The organism is Streptomyces sp. NPDC057010 (genome assembly GCF_042673805.1).
In the GTDB taxonomy this organism is placed as follows: Bacteria; Actinomycetota; Actinomycetes; order Streptomycetales; family Streptomycetaceae; genus Streptomyces.
On the sequence record NZ_JBHUSC010000007.1, the window covers coordinates 91,848 to 108,089 of the forward strand.

15 protein-coding genes and 2 pseudogenes are annotated in these 16,242 nt (G+C 70.3%); 9 read left to right on the forward strand and 8 right to left on the reverse strand.

Annotation, left to right across the window (positions count from 1 at the left end):
- Positions 1 to 80 precede the first annotated feature (80 nt).
- From ACFTXQ_RS10495 to ACFTXQ_RS10520, 6 genes are all read left to right on the forward strand, one after another.
- On the forward strand, positions 81 to 1,313 hold the full coding sequence (locus ACFTXQ_RS10495; RefSeq protein WP_382638130.1) for an ATP-binding protein: 1,233 nt from the start codon (positions 81 to 83) through the stop codon (positions 1,311 to 1,313).
- Positions 1,310 to 1,711, forward strand: coding sequence for a roadblock/LC7 domain-containing protein (locus ACFTXQ_RS10500; RefSeq protein WP_382638133.1), 402 nt, complete (start codon positions 1,310 to 1,312; stop codon positions 1,709 to 1,711). Before ACFTXQ_RS10495 ends, ACFTXQ_RS10500 begins: the two co-directional genes overlap by 4 nt.
- Positions 1,708 to 2,085 carry a DUF742 domain-containing protein gene (locus ACFTXQ_RS10505; RefSeq protein WP_382638135.1) on the forward strand — a complete coding sequence of 126 codons (378 nt, stop codon included), beginning with the start codon at positions 1,708 to 1,710 and terminating at the stop codon, positions 2,083 to 2,085. The genes ACFTXQ_RS10500 and ACFTXQ_RS10505 overlap by 4 nt, the downstream gene beginning before the upstream one ends.
- Complete coding sequence (locus tag ACFTXQ_RS10510) at positions 2,060 to 2,653, forward strand: ATP/GTP-binding protein (protein ID WP_382638138.1); 594 nt, start codon at positions 2,060 to 2,062, stop codon at positions 2,651 to 2,653. Before ACFTXQ_RS10505 ends, ACFTXQ_RS10510 begins: the two co-directional genes overlap by 26 nt.
- Positions 2,654 to 2,661: 8 nt before the next feature.
- The gene (locus ACFTXQ_RS10515) at positions 2,662 to 4,011 is read left to right on the forward strand and encodes a cytochrome P450 (RefSeq protein WP_382638141.1); all 1,350 of its coding nucleotides are present in this window, start codon (positions 2,662 to 2,664) and stop codon (positions 4,009 to 4,011) included.
- A 317-nt stretch (positions 4,012 to 4,328) separates the two neighbouring features.
- The gene (locus ACFTXQ_RS10520) at positions 4,329 to 5,417 is read left to right on the forward strand and encodes a tryptophan dimethylallyltransferase family protein (protein ID WP_382638144.1); all 1,089 of its coding nucleotides are present in this window, start codon (positions 4,329 to 4,331) and stop codon (positions 5,415 to 5,417) included.
- Positions 5,418 to 5,432: 15 nt separating this feature from the next.
- Here ACFTXQ_RS10520 and ACFTXQ_RS10525 read toward each other — a convergent pair whose 3' ends face one another.
- The 4 genes from ACFTXQ_RS10525 to ACFTXQ_RS10540 all read right to left on the reverse strand — a co-directional run bounded on the left by ACFTXQ_RS10525 (position 5,433) and on the right by ACFTXQ_RS10540 (position 10,237).
- On the reverse strand, positions 5,433 to 6,719 hold the full coding sequence (locus ACFTXQ_RS10525) for a flavin-containing monooxygenase (RefSeq protein ID WP_382638147.1): 1,287 nt from the start codon (positions 6,717 to 6,719) through the stop codon (positions 5,433 to 5,435).
- Between the two features lie 233 nt (positions 6,720 to 6,952).
- Positions 6,953 to 7,423, reverse strand: a complete 471-nt coding sequence (locus ACFTXQ_RS10530) for a HEAT repeat domain-containing protein (RefSeq protein ID WP_382638150.1) — start codon at positions 7,421 to 7,423, stop codon at positions 6,953 to 6,955.
- A gap of 95 nt (positions 7,424 to 7,518) precedes the next feature.
- A complete protein-coding gene (locus ACFTXQ_RS10535; RefSeq protein ID WP_382638153.1) occupies positions 7,519 to 8,136 on the reverse strand; it encodes a DUF6461 domain-containing protein in 618 nt (205 codons plus the stop codon).
- A gap of 82 nt (positions 8,137 to 8,218) precedes the next feature.
- Entirely contained in the window at positions 8,219 to 10,237 is a 2,019-nt protein-coding gene (locus ACFTXQ_RS10540) for a hypothetical protein (RefSeq protein ID WP_382638156.1), read from the reverse strand.
- Positions 10,238 to 10,399: 162 nt separating this feature from the next.
- Here ACFTXQ_RS10540 and ACFTXQ_RS10545 point away from each other — a divergent pair, with 162 nt between their 5' ends.
- Positions 10,400 to 10,609 carry a hypothetical protein gene (locus ACFTXQ_RS10545; protein WP_382638158.1) on the forward strand — a complete coding sequence of 70 codons (210 nt, stop codon included), beginning with the start codon at positions 10,400 to 10,402 and terminating at the stop codon, positions 10,607 to 10,609.
- An 8-nt stretch (positions 10,610 to 10,617) separates the two neighbouring features.
- On the opposite strand, the gene ACFTXQ_RS10550 is transcribed toward ACFTXQ_RS10545, so the two are convergent.
- The 4 genes and pseudogenes from ACFTXQ_RS10550 to ACFTXQ_RS10565 form a co-directional block, all read right to left on the reverse strand.
- Positions 10,618 to 11,745 carry an FAD-dependent oxidoreductase gene (locus tag ACFTXQ_RS10550; RefSeq protein ID WP_382638161.1) on the reverse strand — a complete coding sequence of 376 codons (1,128 nt, stop codon included), beginning with the start codon at positions 11,743 to 11,745 and terminating at the stop codon, positions 10,618 to 10,620.
- Positions 11,746 to 11,881: 136 nt separating this feature from the next.
- Positions 11,882 to 12,355, reverse strand: a pseudogene (locus tag ACFTXQ_RS10555) (hypothetical protein).
- Between the two features lie 37 nt (positions 12,356 to 12,392).
- Complete coding sequence (locus ACFTXQ_RS10560) at positions 12,393 to 12,932, reverse strand: hypothetical protein (RefSeq protein ID WP_382638163.1); 540 nt, start codon at positions 12,930 to 12,932, stop codon at positions 12,393 to 12,395.
- A 108-nt stretch (positions 12,933 to 13,040) separates the two neighbouring features.
- Positions 13,041 to 13,357, reverse strand: a pseudogene (locus ACFTXQ_RS10565) (barstar family protein).
- A gap of 166 nt (positions 13,358 to 13,523) precedes the next feature.
- Here ACFTXQ_RS10565 and ACFTXQ_RS10570 point away from each other — a divergent pair.
- A complete protein-coding gene (locus ACFTXQ_RS10570; protein ID WP_382638166.1) occupies positions 13,524 to 15,065 on the forward strand; it encodes a serine/threonine-protein kinase in 1,542 nt (513 codons plus the stop codon).
- 163 nt (positions 15,066 to 15,228) lie between these two features.
- Positions 15,229 to 16,158, forward strand: coding sequence for an ADP-ribosylglycohydrolase family protein (locus ACFTXQ_RS10575; protein WP_382638169.1), 930 nt, complete (start codon positions 15,229 to 15,231; stop codon positions 16,156 to 16,158).
- The last annotated feature ends 84 nt before the right edge of the window (positions 16,159 to 16,242 follow it).

Genomic DNA, 16,242 nt, shown 5'->3' on the forward strand with positions numbered 1-16,242 from the left:
CTCCCGGTACGGACGGTCCGCCGGTCCGCCCGCATTGACGGAATGCGGCAGCTGGTCGTCGGTCGCCTGAAGAGAGTCTTATGACGTACTACATACAGAACCCAGTGCTCTGGGTCCTTCTTGTCGCCGTCCTCGGCGCAGTCGCCGTCATTGTCCGCCAGCGCAAGTCGGCGCGGACTTTACAGCGGGAGATCCAAGGACTCCGGGGGCACTACGCCGAGCTGGAGAACAGCTACGCCAAGTCCGTCGAGGCGGAGAAGGAACGGGCCCAGGACGCGACGAAATCGGTCCTCAAGTCCGCGATGCGGACGCTCCAGGGCCTCGCCGCCGAACAGCAGTTGATCATCTCCGGTCTGCAGAACAAGTACGGCGAATCCGTCATTCTCCAGGACCTCCTGGAAATCGACCACACGAATTCGCAGTTCGGGCGCCGCGCCCAGTCCATCGCCGTGCTGTGTGACGGCTGGCTGGGCCGGCAGCGCGAGGTGGCCTCCGTCTACGACGTGGTCCGCAGCGCGCAGGGCAGGATCCGGCACTTCCGGCGGGTGGAGATCCTTTCGCAGGTCGACTTCGGAATCACCAGCCGGGCCGTCGAACCGGTGGCCCTGGCCCTCGCCGAACTCCTCGACAACGCCACCAGCTATTCCAGCCCCGACACCGTGGTCGAGATCAACATCCGTACCGTGCCCAAGGGCATTTGCATCGTCGTCGACGATGCCGGCGTCGGCATGAACGACGAAGAACGGGCCAAGGCCGCGAAGCTCCTGTCGAGCGAGCGGGTCTCCGGCGTTTCGGGGCTCGGCAGTCCGCCGCAGTTCGGTTTCGCCGTGACCGGCGTACTCTCCGAGCGCTTCGGCTTCGAGGCCTCCGTGGACTCCGACTCGCCGTACGGCGGCGTCCGCGCGGTACTCCTCCTCCCGCACGAGCTCCTCACGGCCATGCCGGAGAGGAAGGCCCCGGCGCCGGCCGCCCCGGTGGCCTCCACCACCCCCGTGGCCCCCCTGGCACCCATGGCCTCCGCGGTCTTCGGCACCTCCGCGACGGATCCGCGCGGCCCCGAACCCGCGGCGCCCGCGGCCACCACCGTCGACGGCCTGCCGAGACGCCGTCGCAAGCGGCCGATGGCCATCGTGCCCGGCAACACGCCGGCCGCGCCCGCGCCGACGCGTTCCGGCGAGGACACCGCGGCGATCATGGGTGCCTTCCAGCGCGGCACGCAGTTCGGACGGGCCACGCGCTCGGACGCGGCGGATCAGACGAGCAGCACACGTGACACACGTGATACGAGCAGTGAAGGGCATGAGGTCTCGTGAACGACGATCTGTCATGGATGCTTGACAGCGCCTTGGAGATACCCGGGGCGCTGCACGCCGTCCTCATCTCCGCCGACGGTCTGCTGATGGCGCGGACGAAGGACTTCGACAGGGACAACGCGGACACCGTCGCCGCCGCGATGAGCGGCGTGCAGTCGCTCAGCCGCTCGCTCGGGTTCTTCGTCGAGGGGGGCAACCAGCAGTGGCGGCAGACGCTCGTCGAGTTCGACGGCGGCTGGGTCTTCCTGATCTCCGCGGGGCAGGGCGCCTACCTCGGCGTCTCGGCCTCACCGGAGGTCGACATGCAGGACATCACCTTCAGGATGCAGCAGCTCGTCAGCCAGCTGGGCAAGGTCCTGATGACGCCGCCGCGTGAGAACCTCGGCGCCCGCTCATGACGGCCCTCGACGATTTCGAGCCCGCGGCAGGCGATTTAGTCCGCCCGTACGTCATCACCAAGGGGCGCGGCCTGCCCGCCGAGGAGCAGCTGTCCCTCATCACCCTGGTCACCGCGGCCGAGGACGACCAGCAGCGCCCGAAGCGGCTCTCGCCCGAGGAGCAGAGCCTGCTGGACCTGTGCACCGTCGGCTACCTCTCGGTCGCGGAGATCGCGGGGCACACACGGCTGCCCATGGGCGTGGTGAAGATCCTCCTCGCCGCCCTGACCGAGGGCGGCTACCTCATCACCCGGCCTCCCGTACAGCGGGCCCCGCTGGCGGACACACAGATCCTCGAGGAGGTGCTGAATGCGCTCCGCACCAAGTTTGGATGAGCAGGCGTACGTACGTGGCGGGGCGACGAAGACCGCCGTGAAGATCCTCGTCGTCGGCCACTTCGCGGTGGGCAAGACCACCTTCATCGGCACGATCTCGGAGATCCCCCCGCTGTCCACCGAGGAGACGATGACCCGCGCCGGCGAGTCGTTCGACGACCTCGGGGGAGTACGGGGCAAGACCACCACCACGGTGGCCATGGACTTCGGCCGCCTCACCATCAGCGATCGCGTCGTGCTGTACCTGTTCGGGACGCCCGGGCAGCAGCGCTTCGTCCAGATGTGGGAGGACATGGCACGCGGCGCGCTCGGCGCGCTCGTGCTGGTCGACCCCGAGCGGCTGGCCGACTCCTTCGCCGTGATCGACCTGATCGAGCAGTACGGACTCGACTACGCGATCGCCATCAACCGCTTCGACGGCACACCGGACCGCGAGGTACGGGCCCTGCGCGAGGCGTTGGACCTGCTCGACGACACCCCGGTCGTCACCTGCGACGCGCGAGACGAGAAGTCGTCCGCCGACGCTTTGATCACACTCGTCCGGCATCTGCTGGACCGCGCTCGCTAGGAACAGACATGGACACTCAACCCACGGCCCCCGTGCCCCCGCCGGGGTGCCCGGCCCACACCGCGGGCGGCCGGGTGCCCCTGCACGGGCCGGAGTTCGCCGCCGATCCGCAGGCGTACTACTCCTACCTGCGCCACTTCGGCCCGACCGCACCCGTGGAGCTCGCCCCGGGGGTCGAGGCCACCCTCGTCACCGACTACGCGACCGCCCTCCAACTGCTCCAGGACTCCGGCTCCTTCCGCAAGGACTCCCGCCGCTGGCGTGAGCTCGCCGAAGGCCGGGTCAGCCCGGACAGCCCGGTCGTGCCCGTGCTGGCGTACCGGCCCAACTGCATGTTCACCGACGGCGCCGAGCACCTGCGGCTGCGCCAGGCCGTGACGGACAGCATGGCCCGCGTCGACGTGCGCCGGCTGAGCCGGAGCACCGAGCAGGTCTCCGACTACCTCATCTCCCAGTTCGGCTCCCGGGGCTCCGTGGACCTGCTCGGCGACTACGCCAAGCAGCTGCCGCTGTTCGTGTTCAACGAGCTCTTCGGCTGCCCGGACGACATCGGCGACCGCGTGCTGTTCGGCATCACCGGCATGTTCGACGGCGTCAACGCCGAGAAGGCGATGGAGGTGCTGTTCGGGGCGGTCCGTGAACTGGTGGCGCTCAAGCGGGCCACGCCGGGTGAGGACGTCACGTCATGGCTGATGCAGCACGAGGCGCGGCTGACGGACGAGGAAATGGTCCATCAGCTGGCCCTCCTGCTGGTGGCGGGCAACGAACCGCTGCGCAACCTCATCGGCAACACCCTGCACCGGCTGCTCACCCACGACGAGTACGCGCACAAGGGTGGCCTGATCGACGAGGCCATCGACGACACGCTGTGGGAGAACCCGCCCATGCAGAACCTGGCGCCGCACTATCCGGCGTCCGACATGGAGTTCGCGGGGGAGAAGCTGCGGGCGGGCGACCTCGTGCTGGTCAGTTTCGCGGCCGCCAACACCGGCCCGGCGCTGTCCGCCGCGCGTCAGTCCGGCAGCAACCGGGCCCACCTGGCGTGGAGCGCGGGCCCGCACGCCTGCCCGTCCAAGGAGCCCGCCCGGCAGATCACCGTGTCCGCCATCGAGAACCTGCTCAACCGGCTTCCCGACGTCGAACTCGCCGTCCCCGAGGACAGCCTCACCTGGCGCCCCGGCCCCTTCAACCGCGGCCTCGCCACGCTGCCCGCCCGGTTCACCCCGGTCGGGACGGCACACCGGGGGGTCGCGCAGCCACGCCCCGAGGCTCCCGCGTCCGCCGGCCCGGAGGAGACGGGCGCCAAGCGTGAACGCACCGGGAAGTGGAGCCAGTTCCTCAACTGGCTCACCAGGTGATGCGGCCATTATCGGCCAACTCCCCCGCCACCGCATGAAAGATCATCCTCGGGGGTAGTGAGGAACGCGTTGTTCCGACGCGCTTACGAGACAAGGGAGGTGTCGTGGACCACATATCCGCCGACGCCGCTTTCATGCAACGGCCCACCGAGCTCGACCCTCTCGATACCCGCCCCACGGGGCGGGTATCTTCTTGGGCGCCCAGGGCCGTGGCAGGAGGGCGGCTGACCGCTGCGCGGCCGGCCGCCCCGGAGGAGTCCGGTGCGGAAACACTGGGCGGTCATACGGCGAGACAGGTCCTGCGGCTGTGCGAGGCCGTGGGATTGAGCGGGGCCGACTCCGTGGCCTACGCGCGGACGGTGCTCTCGGCGCTCGGCCCGGTGGCCGAGCGGTCGCTCGACCTGCCGCCCCCGTACGACTCCTTCCTTTCCGACGACCACACCCCGGTGGAGTACTCGCTCGCCCTGGTACCGGACGCGGATCCGACCCTCCGCGTGCTGCTGGAGCCGGGGTGCGGTGCCGACAGCCTGGAAGAGAACGGGCGCACCGGTCTGAGGGTCGTCCGGGAGATGGCGCAGCGGTGGGGCTTCAGCACCGGACGGCTGGACGAGCTGGAGGACCTCTTCTTCCCGCCGAACCCCGAAGGCCCCCTGGCGCTGTGGTGCGCACTGGAACTGCTCCCGGGCGGAGTTCCCCGGGTCAAGGTGTACCTGAACCCCGCGGCGTCCGGGCAGGAACGTTCCGCCGAAACGGTGCGGGAGGCGCTGCGCCGCCTCGGCCACCACCAGGCGTTCACGGCGCTGCCCGAAGGCGACCGCCATCTGTTCTTCGCCTTGGACCTCGGCGACTGGGAAGAACCCCGGGTGAAGGTCTACCTCGCGCACCACGACCTGTCGGCCACGGAGGCAGCCGGCCTGGCCCGGGTGGGCGAAGGCCCGGGGCGACCGGAACAGGCCGAGATCAAGAGGTTCTTCCACATGGCGGCCGGGCACACCGACGCCGCCGTCCTCGAGGCGGAGGAGGGCCGGGGCCCGCGCCTCGGCCGCCGTCCCGTCCAGTCCTGCCACGCCTTCACCGAGACGGCGACCGGCCGGCCGAGCGGCTTCACGCTCTACATCCCGGTCCGCGACTACGCCCCGCACGACGGCGAGGCCCTCGACCGGGCGGTGGCGGTCCTCCGCAGGTACGGCGTGGATCCCGACCCGCTGGTCCGATCCCTGTCCGCCGCCACCTCGCGGCGCCCGCAGGACGGCGTGGGGCTCATCGCCTACCTGGGGCTCGCCCACCAGCAGGGCCGCCCGCCGCGGGTGACCGCGTACATCTCCTCGGAGGCGTACGAGGTCAAGCCGCCGGCGGCCGTACCCGCCCGGCGGCGCGCAGCCGGGCGCGTCCCGGGCGCGGCCTGACGGGGAAGCGGGACCCTACGCGTCCTGCAGCTCCCGCAGGTAGGTGCCGACGTCGACCTGGATGGAGGAGCCCGCGGTCCGCCCGTAGCGCTCCTCGATGGCGCTCAGGTACCCGCGGATCTCCTTGCGCATGACGTCTGCCGCCGGCAGGGTCGCGTCCCCGCCGATGATCCGCGCCACCCATCGCGCCTGGGCCTCCACCAGGCGCGTGATGGAGCCGTGTGGCCGGATCAGGCCGGTGAAGTACAGGCCGGGCAGGTCGGGCGCGACCACGCGCTTGTAGAGCTCGACCGCCTCCTGCCGCGGACCCGCCGGGCATCCGGCGGGCAGGAAGGGGAAGGACATCCGGAATCCGGTGCAGTAGACGATCGCGTCCGCCTCCACCGAGGTTCCGTCGGAGAAGGACACGCGGCTGCCGTCCAGGGACTCGATCGCGGGCCTCGGTACCACCGCGCCGTGGCGTATCAGGCTGAGGATCTCGTCCGAGATGGTCACGGCCGACGCGAAGATCCGGTGGTCGGGCTCGGGCAGTCCGTAGTCCGACAGCTTCCCCCGCGCCACGAGCAGCGCCTGCTCCACGAAGGCGCGCTGCTCGGGGAAGGACATCTCGCTCCACCAGGGCGCGTCGGCGATCAGGTCCACGGACGTGCCGAAGAGCTGCTTGGGCACGATGTGCAGCCCCCGCCGGATGGAGAGCACGGTGTGCGCGGCGTGCCGTGAGAGGTCCGCGGCGATGTCCACACCGGACGCCCCCATTCCCACGACGACGACGCGCTGCCCGGCGAAGTCGCTGCCGGCCTGGTAGTCCATCGAGTGAAGGATCGTTCCTGTGAAGGACTCAGAGCCGGGCGGCAGCGGATTCGGCGGCGCCGCCTCCGTGTTGTGTCCCGAGGCGACGATGACCTGCGCGAAGCGCCGTTCGCGCGTTGCTCCCCGCGCGTCCCGGCTGACGACCGTCCAGCCGCCCCCGCCGTCCTGCCGCACCGAGAGCACCTCGGTGCGCAGCTCGATACGGGGCAGCAGCCCGGCCCACTCGGCGAACGACCGCAGATAGGCGGCGACATCACCGTGCCCGGGGTACAGGGGCAGTTCGGACGGCATCGGGAAGTCGGCGTACCCGGTGAGCTGCTTGGCGCTGTTCAGATGCAGCGACCGATAGGCCGGCCCCCGCTCGCCGGCCCCCGGCTGCCGCCAGATCCCTCCGACGTCCGCTGCCTTCTCCAGGCAGACGTAGTCGATACCCCTGGCCGAGAGCGCGTGCGCCGTCGCCAGCCCGGACAGGCCGGCACCGATGACGCACACGGTCGCAGCAGTGGAAACGTCGACAACGCCTGACCCGTCCAAGGATCCCCCTCCAAAACAACAACATCAGTCCACGCACCGGGCATTGGCTTCCCAGCAGCCCCCCGCCTCACACCGGCGAAGGCAACGGAACCCGAAACCCTCACGATAGCGATCTTCACCCAACCCGGGAGCCCCGAGGCTCCCGGGGGGGCTAGAAGGGGGGCGATTCTGCCGTGCGGTGGAGGGGGGAGCTAAGCCGTCTCTCCCTGGACGGACTCCCGGCTCCAGCGGAGTTCGTGCACTGCCTCCGCCGCTTCACCGCGTACCTCTGGGTGGGGGTGCTGGAGGAACCGCTCAACGACGGGTAGCGCCGCCTGATCGTGAGTCGAGCCGAGGATGGACAGGACGTAGCCCAGGAGCAAGGGCTCGCAGTCATCCGCGCTGACAGCGAGCGGCTCCACCACCCGGTACGGAAGCTCATAGTGCGTGGAGGCCGTGCAGACTGCGTGCAGCGCAGCCTCCCGTACTGCGTAGCCTCCACCGGCGAGCGCGATCATGACGAGGCGCTCGACGGCACGCTCGGCGTCGCCTTGCGTCAGACGGCCCGTCTCCAGGACGTCGCTGACGACGTCGAGGCAGAGGTCCCGGCGGTCCACGTCGGAGTCATCCCACTCTTTCCAGGCCGATTCGATCACTGCCTGGAGGCCTTGGTATTCGTCCACGGCCAGAGCATACGGAGGCGGTTGTCGGCCGGCGGCAGAGATGAATGGCGTACGCGCTTCAGACAGGAGTCAGCCCGGGGCCCTTCCGGGTTCTGTCAGAGCTGGTCGCGTCGGACGTGTGCGTACGTGTGCTCGCCGTGTGTGTCCGTGATGTCGATGGTGATGCTCTCCCACTCCTCGGCCGGCTCCTGCGGCACCTCGGCCGTCGCGTACTCGGAGTTCGCCAGCAGGTCCGCGGTCACCCGTACGCCGGTGAGGCGTTCGGTCAGCGCGAGGACCGCCGCCTTCGTGTCGGTGCCGGGATCCGGGTCACCGTCGGGGTTGAGGCCGAGCTCCCGCAGCTCGGCGTTCAGATCGTCCGGAGTGCTGCCCGTCCGGTCGGCCGCCCACTCGAAGGTGGTCCGCAGCACCCCGTCCTCGTACCAGTGGAAGAAGTCCATGGGCTTGCCGCCGTTGCCGGAATGCGAGACGGCCCGCGTTCCCGCGGATATGGCCTCCATGAAGCCCGCCCGCATCCCCAGCTCCCCGCCGAACTCCAGGGCGAGGGTCCAACGGCCGCCCCTGCCGGGGGGTTCCGCCGGGCCGGCGTCCAGGCCCGCACACTTCATCTCGATGGTGAGGCGGAAGTAGCGCAGGCAGTCCAGCAGCGTGCTTCGTTCGCCGACCGTCTCGACCTCGGCCTCGCGCGGATCGTCGTCCGGGTCGACCCACATGTCGGGGTAGACGGTGGAGGGGGTCCAACATCGTGGTGCGCACCGACTCCGCCGGCCACCGAATATCGCAGCCGGCCCGCCCTCAGTCGGCCGGCGAGACCGGCGCGCCGGGGAAGAGGTCCGCGTACGGTCCGAAGACCTCGGCGACGGAGAGACCGCGTCCCACCAGTCGCTCCGTGATGCGCTCCAGGATGTCCAGCGTCGTCCGACGGATGATCAACGGCATGACGTCGGCTCTCAGATTCTCGGCCGCGGTCGCCAGCGAGTCCGGCCACGGACCGTGCAACTCGGCGATCTGGTCGGCCAGGTCGGGGGTCGAATCGTCGTACAGCCCCGGGAGCATCTCCACGAACGGCCCCAGCCCCAATGCGGCTCGCAGCCGCACCAACAACTCGGTGTGGCCGATCGGCGGGACGGGAAGGCCGGTGAAGACCGTGAAGTCGATCCCGTGATCCGCCACGCCCTTCAGCGCGATGACGAGGTCGACGACCTCGGCGGGTGGCCTTTCCCGGACGATCGCTTCGAACAGCACGCTGTTGTACAGGTGCCGCGGTGCGGTCTCGAGCAGCTCCCGCACCAGGGCCACGACGTCCGCGTAAGGCCGTTGTGCCGCGACGCGGAACGCCGTCCTCAGCACATCGGGCGCCTCGTCCCGGTGGTACGGCATGAGCTGGTACAGGGTGGCGACTTCCGACGGGGGCCGCGTCCACAGCACCTCGTGCAGCATCTGCGCCCCCTGCTGCCGGCGCCCCATGCCCGGCTGCCCCGCGTCCAGCAGGGCGAGGATCAGCGGGGCGAGTGCCTCCGGCTCCAGCGACAGGGCCAGGGCGTTGCGCAATCGGGTCCCGCCCTCCAGCCACCGGTGCTGTTGGAGGCGGTCCGCCAGCAGGAGGACCTCCCGTGGCGGACGGTTCCGCGTGATGTGCCCGAAGCGAGGGTCGTGGGGATTGCGGTCCTGCAGGAGTTCGGTGGCCGTGCGTTCGGCCCACAGAAAGGTGGGCGTGGGCACGTCTGCCACCATGGCCCACCACACCGGGTTGTCCGCGGTATCCGCGCCGGTCAGGGCATTGTCCGCGTTGTCCGCAACCGGCAGGGCGGCAGACAGTGGCTGCGCCTCGGCGTCCGGGTCCAGCGCGGTCAGCGCTCCGCTCAGGCGGTCGGCGATCCGCCGGCTGACCGCCTCGGCCCGTTCGAGGGCCGTGTCGATGTCGTCCCCGATGGGGCGCCGGGACGCGAACCCGTCCGGCTCCGCCGCCGGTTCGGCGGGTGTGCCGTCTGCTGCGGGCAGCGCCACCGCGGCCCGCAGGTGCCGCATCTCCCGCCGTACGCGTCGGCTGCGGGTCAGCGCCTCCGCCAGCAGCTCGGTGGCGAGCTGCCGCTCCTGTTCGGTCCGTACGAGGGTCGCCGCCGTACGCCCGTGCCGCGAGGTCACGCTCGCCAGCTCGGCGTCCACGGCCACGAGGCGGGCCAGGTCCGGCGGCTGGGCCGTCATCGTCAGCTCCCGCTCCACAGTGAGCTGTTCCACCTCGCCGGCCAGCACGATCACCCACGTGGACAGGGCCGAGGTGAGCTCGGTGGCCTCGCGCAGCGCCAGCTGGGACTCGTACTGGACCCGGGTGAGGGCCTCGAGCTCGTCGCTCTTGCGCCGAAGGTCCCGGTGCACGTCCAGCAGTTCTTCCATGCCCTTCTGCGCGGTCTCCATCGCGGCCATCACCGTGTTGCGGACGGCGGGCGGCTGCCGCGTGAGGTCGGGTACCGGCGTGCTCCGCTCCTGCGTCGCCTGCAGCAGCCTGGCGGCGTCCGCGCGCAGCCGCGCCCGCCTGGGGAGCAGTTCACGCGCCTCGGTACAGGCCACGACCACGGCATCCACGAACTCCGCGTCGTCGAGCTTGGCCCCGGCCAGCCGTTCGCTGATGGCCGACTTCTTCAACCCGGTCGGCTCCACCAGGTCGGCCACGGTGAGGCCGGCCTCCTCCACTCTCGTGCGCAGGAAGCGGGCCAGGGCGTTGAACTCCTGCGAACGGTCCCGTAACGGACCGAACTTGCGGCCGGTCCGCCCTGGCGACTTCGCGCCCGTACCGCCTGCATCCCGCGTGCCCAATGTTCCCCCGCAGCCCGTTGTCCGTGGACAACGGCCATTGTTCACGAGGGCGTCGCCCTTGGTCAGCCCGTTCGGGATCGAGGGGTGAGGACAAGGTTCCGGCAGCCAAGGCTGGTGGTGCGGACGGACGGGCCGTCTGCACGACCATCCCGTGGAGGATCCATGAACCGCCCCCAGCGGCAGACCGACCTGCTGGCCTTCATCGCCGTGCTGCTGACCGTCGTCGTCCTGCTCCTCATCGGCGTACCGCCGGAGTCGCTGGCGATCGTCGTCGTCGCCATGGGCGGCCTGTACGGAGCCTGGATGGGCTCAGGGCCTCAGCCCCGGCCCCGGTCCGGTTCCGGACGGGCCGAGGCCGATGACGAGCGCTGATCAGGAGGTCAGCGCTGCGCGGTGATCATGTCGATCAGCCCCTGGGCCGTGTTGTGCTCGGAGTCGATGCCCGGAACCTCGCCGCCTTCGAAAGTGGCGGGTTCCGCGCTGCGCAGGAACATGGCCTGCTCGTACTCGGCGAGCGCGGTCTCGACCTCGTCGGGGTGCGCGGCGAGGGCGTTGCCGAGTTCGGCGCCGTCGTACATGGCCAGGTTGGCGCCTTCGCCGTTCGGGGGCGCGAGGTGGGCGGCGTCGCCGAGCAGGGTGACCCCCGCCACCCGGTCCCACCGGTGCCCGGTCGGCAGGGCGTAGTGGGGGCGCAGGACCGGCGCCGTATCGCTGTCGGTGATCAGCGCGGTGAGTTCCGGCGCCCAGCCGTCGAACTCGCGCGCGATCCGCGCGGTGGCCGCGGCGGCATCGGTGAAGTCAATGGCCGCGAACCAGTCCTGAGGCCTGGTCAGCGCCACGTAGGCGTGCAGGGTGCCGTCGGTTTCCCGGTGCGCGAAGATCTCCCTGCCCGGCGCGGGCGCGATCAGCATCCCGCCGCCGACCGCCTTCGCGGCGGCCGGGTGCCGGGTGTCGGCGTCGAACAGGTACGTCTCGACGAACGACGTGCCGGCGTACTCGGGTGTGGCGCTGGAGAGCAGCGGCCGCACCCGCGACCAGGCGCCGTCCGCGCCGACCAGCAGGCTGGTGACGACGGAGCCGCCGTCGGCGAAGGTCACCTCGTGGCGGCCCGGGCCGAGGGCACGGGTGGTGCTGACCTTGTGCCCCCACCGGACGGTGCCGGCCGGGAGCGAGTCGAGCAGGATCTGCCGTAACGCGCCGCGCTGCACCTCGGGGCGACCGCCCGTGCCGTCGTCGGCCTCGTCGAGCATGACGGTCCCGTCCGGGTCGAGGACCCGCATCGCCTGGTGGCCCTCCAGGACGATGGCCCGGAACTCGTCCATCAGGCCGGCCTCCTCGAGGGCGAGCTGCCCGTTGTGGTCGTGGATGTCGAGCAACCCGCCCTGGGTGCGCGCCGTCGGGGAGGGCTCGGCCTCGTAGACCGCGACCGGGATTCCGTGGACGTGCAGGACGCGAGCCAGAGTGAGCCCGCCGAGTCCGGCGCCGATGATCGTGACGGACATGTGCATGGTGACTCCTGAAGATGGGGGCCGCCCGGTGGGTTGGGACTGGCCGTCTCCGAAACGTTGACGCCCCTCGCCGACAAGCCACCGACACCGAACCGGCAGCCGCCGACAGATACCCGACGGCGGCGCGGACCTGGCCTCACCTGTCGAGGGCCTTGACCACATGGGCGCGTGTCGTACCACCGCCCAGGCGACCGGCACCACCGACGACGCCCAGCTCGGCGCCAGGCCATGCGCCGACGACTCCCCACGCGGTGCCGAGCGGCCCGCCCACGCCGAGCCTCCCGTGGACCAGCACCTCCGGGATGCCGGCCAGGGGCCCAGGCAAGGCAACGTTCCCACTGCCCGGGGAAATGCCGGCCGACCTCCCGGTGGAGCCAGTCGATCTCGGAGCGTCGGGTGGTGGTGACGGCGGCGATGACGATCTCCGACGGTCGAAGTACCGGCACGCCCCGACCCCGCACCCGGACCCCGGACCACCGTGAACGACGAGCGCTGGCCTCCCGTCCGGGTTGCCGCACACCTCCGAATCCACAAGGTTGCCGTCGCCGACGTCGAGCACCGGGAGACCGCGCTCCGCGAGGGGGTGGGCTACACCGGGTCCCTCCCGCACCCCTGGCCCAGCTGGGGCAGCAGCCTGGTGGACGGGTTCAGAGGCCGTCGTAGTCATCCACGCTCGGATCGACGTTCCAACGCCGGGGGAGGTCTGCGTCGCAGAAGACGCAGACGTAGTGGCCTTCTCGCACGATGTTGTGCTCCTGGCAGGTGAGACACCGACGGAAGACCACTGCGTGTGTGAAGCAGCCGGGGCGGTCGAACTCGGCTCGATCCAGTGCCCGTGCGACGGCCGGCCATGAGGAAACGTCCGGGCAGTAGCCGGTCGACTGGTTACTGACCTCGTTCACCGCCCAATGGCCGTCCTCGCTGCGGAAGCCGATTTCGCCGGCGCTCAGCACTCGACCGCCGCTCGCGCAGGCGACGTGTTCGCTGCGGCGTGGGGCCAGCCGCAGGACACCGTCCGTGCCGACAACGAAGGTGAAGGGCTCCTCCAGTTCCTCGGCCGCCCGGCCTGCCACCCAGTCCGCGAAGTCGGCGGCTGACCGGATGGTGGCACCCCCGTCAGCTGCCTGGACGGCGGCGATCACATCCCGAGGCCCGACAAACCGGTAGACCCGTCCCGACGCGCTCACGCCGATCAACGTAGAACACACGGCATCCGCCCGCTCAGAGTTTCGGAGCGCGAACCACAGCGGCCCGGCTTCGAATGAAGCCGGGCCGCTGTGGCGTAGCAGGTACTGCTAGCCGATGGTGAGGAACGTGCTCCAGCCGTCTTCGTCGCGGCCGGTGGGGGCCGCCGATGGCGGCGGCGGTGTCCTTGCCGCCGTCGGAGGCGGCTGCTGTGACAAGGGAGTTCCAGCCCGGCCGCCCTCGAAGAGTCCGCGCTGATCGACGTGTACGACCAGGACATCATGGCTGTCGATCACTTCCGATATGCCGCGGGCGTCGATCGTGTCCGACCCGGCATCCAGATTCCTGCCAAACCACTCGGCAGCCCGCACGGCTCCGCGACCGCATCCCAGAAATCTTTGGGGGTCTCGATCTGTCTACCCCGCAGGTCTAATGGGCTTACCTGTCGACCGCGCGTTGCGGATGATTGTGCTGCGTAGCCCTGCCCTCGACCCAATGCCCGAGCCGCGGTATCCCGAAGTCTGCCCCTCACGGCTACCTTCAAGGGTGAGCGTTGTGGTGCGGGGGTACGCCGGAGCCGACGGGGGTGGGCGGTGGAGCGCGGGGAGCTGATCGCAGGCCGGTATGAGCTGGTCAAGCGGCTCGGGCGGGGCGGCATGGGCGAAGTGTGGGCCGCACGGGACCGCAATCTCCACCGTGACGTCGCACTCAAACTGCTCGATCTTGACGGGGTCGTCCACCCGGAGCTGCCCCAACGGTTCGAGCGTGAGGCAGTTGCCGCCGCCCAGATCAACCACCCGAACGTGGTCGCCCTCTATGACCGAGGCGTCCACGAGGACATGCTCTTCCTGGTCATGGAGAGGGTGACGGGCGCGACGCTCACCGAACACATCCATGCCGAGAGTCCCATGCCCCTGGCGCGCGCCCTGGAGATCGCCGGCGGGATCTGTACGGCGCTGATCGCCGCGCACCAGGCCCACGTCATCCACTACGACATCAAGCCTCACAACGTGATGATCAGCAGGCACGGGCAGGTCAAGGTCGTCGACTTCGGGATCGCGGGATTCATCCAAACCACGTTCACCGTGGCTCGCTCCTCTCAGCTGACTCCGGCGGGCACCCCGGAGTACGGCGCGCCGGAACAGTTCGTCAGCGAGCGCGGGGACGAACGCTCCGACCTGTACGCACTCGGCGGCGTGCTGTTCGCCCTGCTGGGCGGTCGGCCGCCCTTCACCGGTTACAACGGCCTCGCGGTCATGCGGCGCAAGCTCGACGAGGAAGCGCCACGCCTCGATTCGCTCCGCCCCGACCTGCCGCCGGCCGTAACCGTGCTCGTAGCCGAGCTACTCCAGCGGGATCCCGGCCGGCGCCCCCAGTCGGCAGGGCTGGTGCAGGAACGGCTTCAGCAGCTGCAGGCGGCCCTTGACGCCGGTACCGAGGACGCGTTGGCGGTGCGGAGCACGGTGGTGCAGCCGCCACCGGTGCACATGGCTACGATGCCCGACACCCCGCGATCAACCGGGCCGGGCGCTCCGTTCACGATTTCGTGGACAGGGAAAGAGGCCATGGCCACCTACACCGACACCCGGCCGATACGCGTCCCGGTCAGTCGGCTGGTGACTGCGCTGGCCGTGGCGTTGGGGGGTGTCCTCGTCGCGCTCCCGGACGCGTCATTCGAGTTCGGACAGCGCCCCAACGGGTGGGCAATCACATTGCTCTGCTTCGGCGGCGTCGGAGTGTGGGTGCTCGCATTCCTTCTCATGCTCGCCGCATTCAAGGGAACGCACCGCAAGGCCTCCTGGTCCTTGCAGGTCGACCAGGAGGGCATCACGACCACCAGCGCCGCCGACTACAGCAGGCGCGAATACCGGTGGAGTCACCTGCAGAGGTTCACCATCGAAGAGGTCGCTGCGGGCAGGCCCTGGTATCGGTACACCGGACTCCATGTCGAGTACGACAAGGGCGCCCGGCGCTCCGCCAAGAGGCATCGCCCGGCCGGCTGGTCTCCGTCGTACCCGGGGGAGACCCTGATCGACCGCAAGGACGGGATGGTTCCGGTCTGCGTCCTCGGGCCGATGACGGATCGCCAGCGGGCGCAGCTGAATGAAGCCCTTACCCGATACGGTCATTTGTGAGAGTGCCGGTCCTGTCCGGCCGTCCTGTTGTTGCTGTTGCTGCTGTTGTGGCGGTGACGTCACTCGCCCATGACGCCCTTCACCATCACCGCGGTCACCTCCGTAGGGCGGGACGCGCTCGGCGCCGGTGCCGCCGCCGCGATGGCGCAGGTAGCCTGCGTGGATGGAGCGGATTCAGCGGGTCGCCGGTGCGGTCGTCGGCTCAGCGGTGGGGGACGCCCTGGGTGGCCCGTTCGAGTTCGGCTCCCCGGGAGCGTTCTCCGCGCGGTTTCCCGTGCCCGGTGCCGCCGGCGAGATGGGCGGAGGGGGCGGCTGGGATCCGGGCGAGGCCACTGACGACACGCAGATGGCCGTCCTGGTCGCGGAGTCCCTGCTGGAGCGGGGCGGACTGGACCTGCCGGACGTCTTCGCCCGCTTCCAGCGGTGGGCGGCGTCGGAGCCCAAAGACATCGGTTTGCAGACCGAAGACGTCCTGACCAACGGCATGCCCTGGGACCTCGCCGCCGCGATCCACTTCCAGACCAACCGGCGAGCGGCGGGAAACGGCTCCCTGATGCGGGCAGCGACATCCGCGGTCTACTTCGCGTCCGCCGGACAGGAAGCCACCATGGACGCGGCCCGCCGCATCGCTGCCCTCACCCACGGCGACCGCGCGGCCTGGGAAGGCACCGCGATCTTCCACGAACTCGTTCGTGTCACCTTCGAAGACACCGACCCCCTCGCCGCGCTCCCGCACATCCTGCCCCTTGTGCACCCCGACCACCGCGGCCGCTACGCCACGGTCCTTGCGCCCGACTGGCACCCCGATCAGGCGACCGAGTTCAACGGTGCCGTCTGGCCGTGCCTGGGCTCCGCCGTCTGGGCCCTGCGCACCACTGCCGGCTTCGAAGACGCGATACGCGCGGCGATCGACCTCGGCGGTGACACGGACACGGTCGCCGCGGTGACCGGAGGCCTGGCGGGGGCCTACTACGGGCTGGATGCGATCCCCGCCCGCTGGACCGAGCCGCTCCATGTCCCGCTCCCGGGATTCGACGGACGGGTGCTGCACCTGGAGGATCTGTTCCACCTCGCACACCGCCTCGGAGGCTGAACCGGCGCTCGCTGCCCTTGGCACCGGCGGCGCGCAGTCCTTCGTACGTGTCCGCATCGATCAGGAATCGAGAAGCGCGGTGCG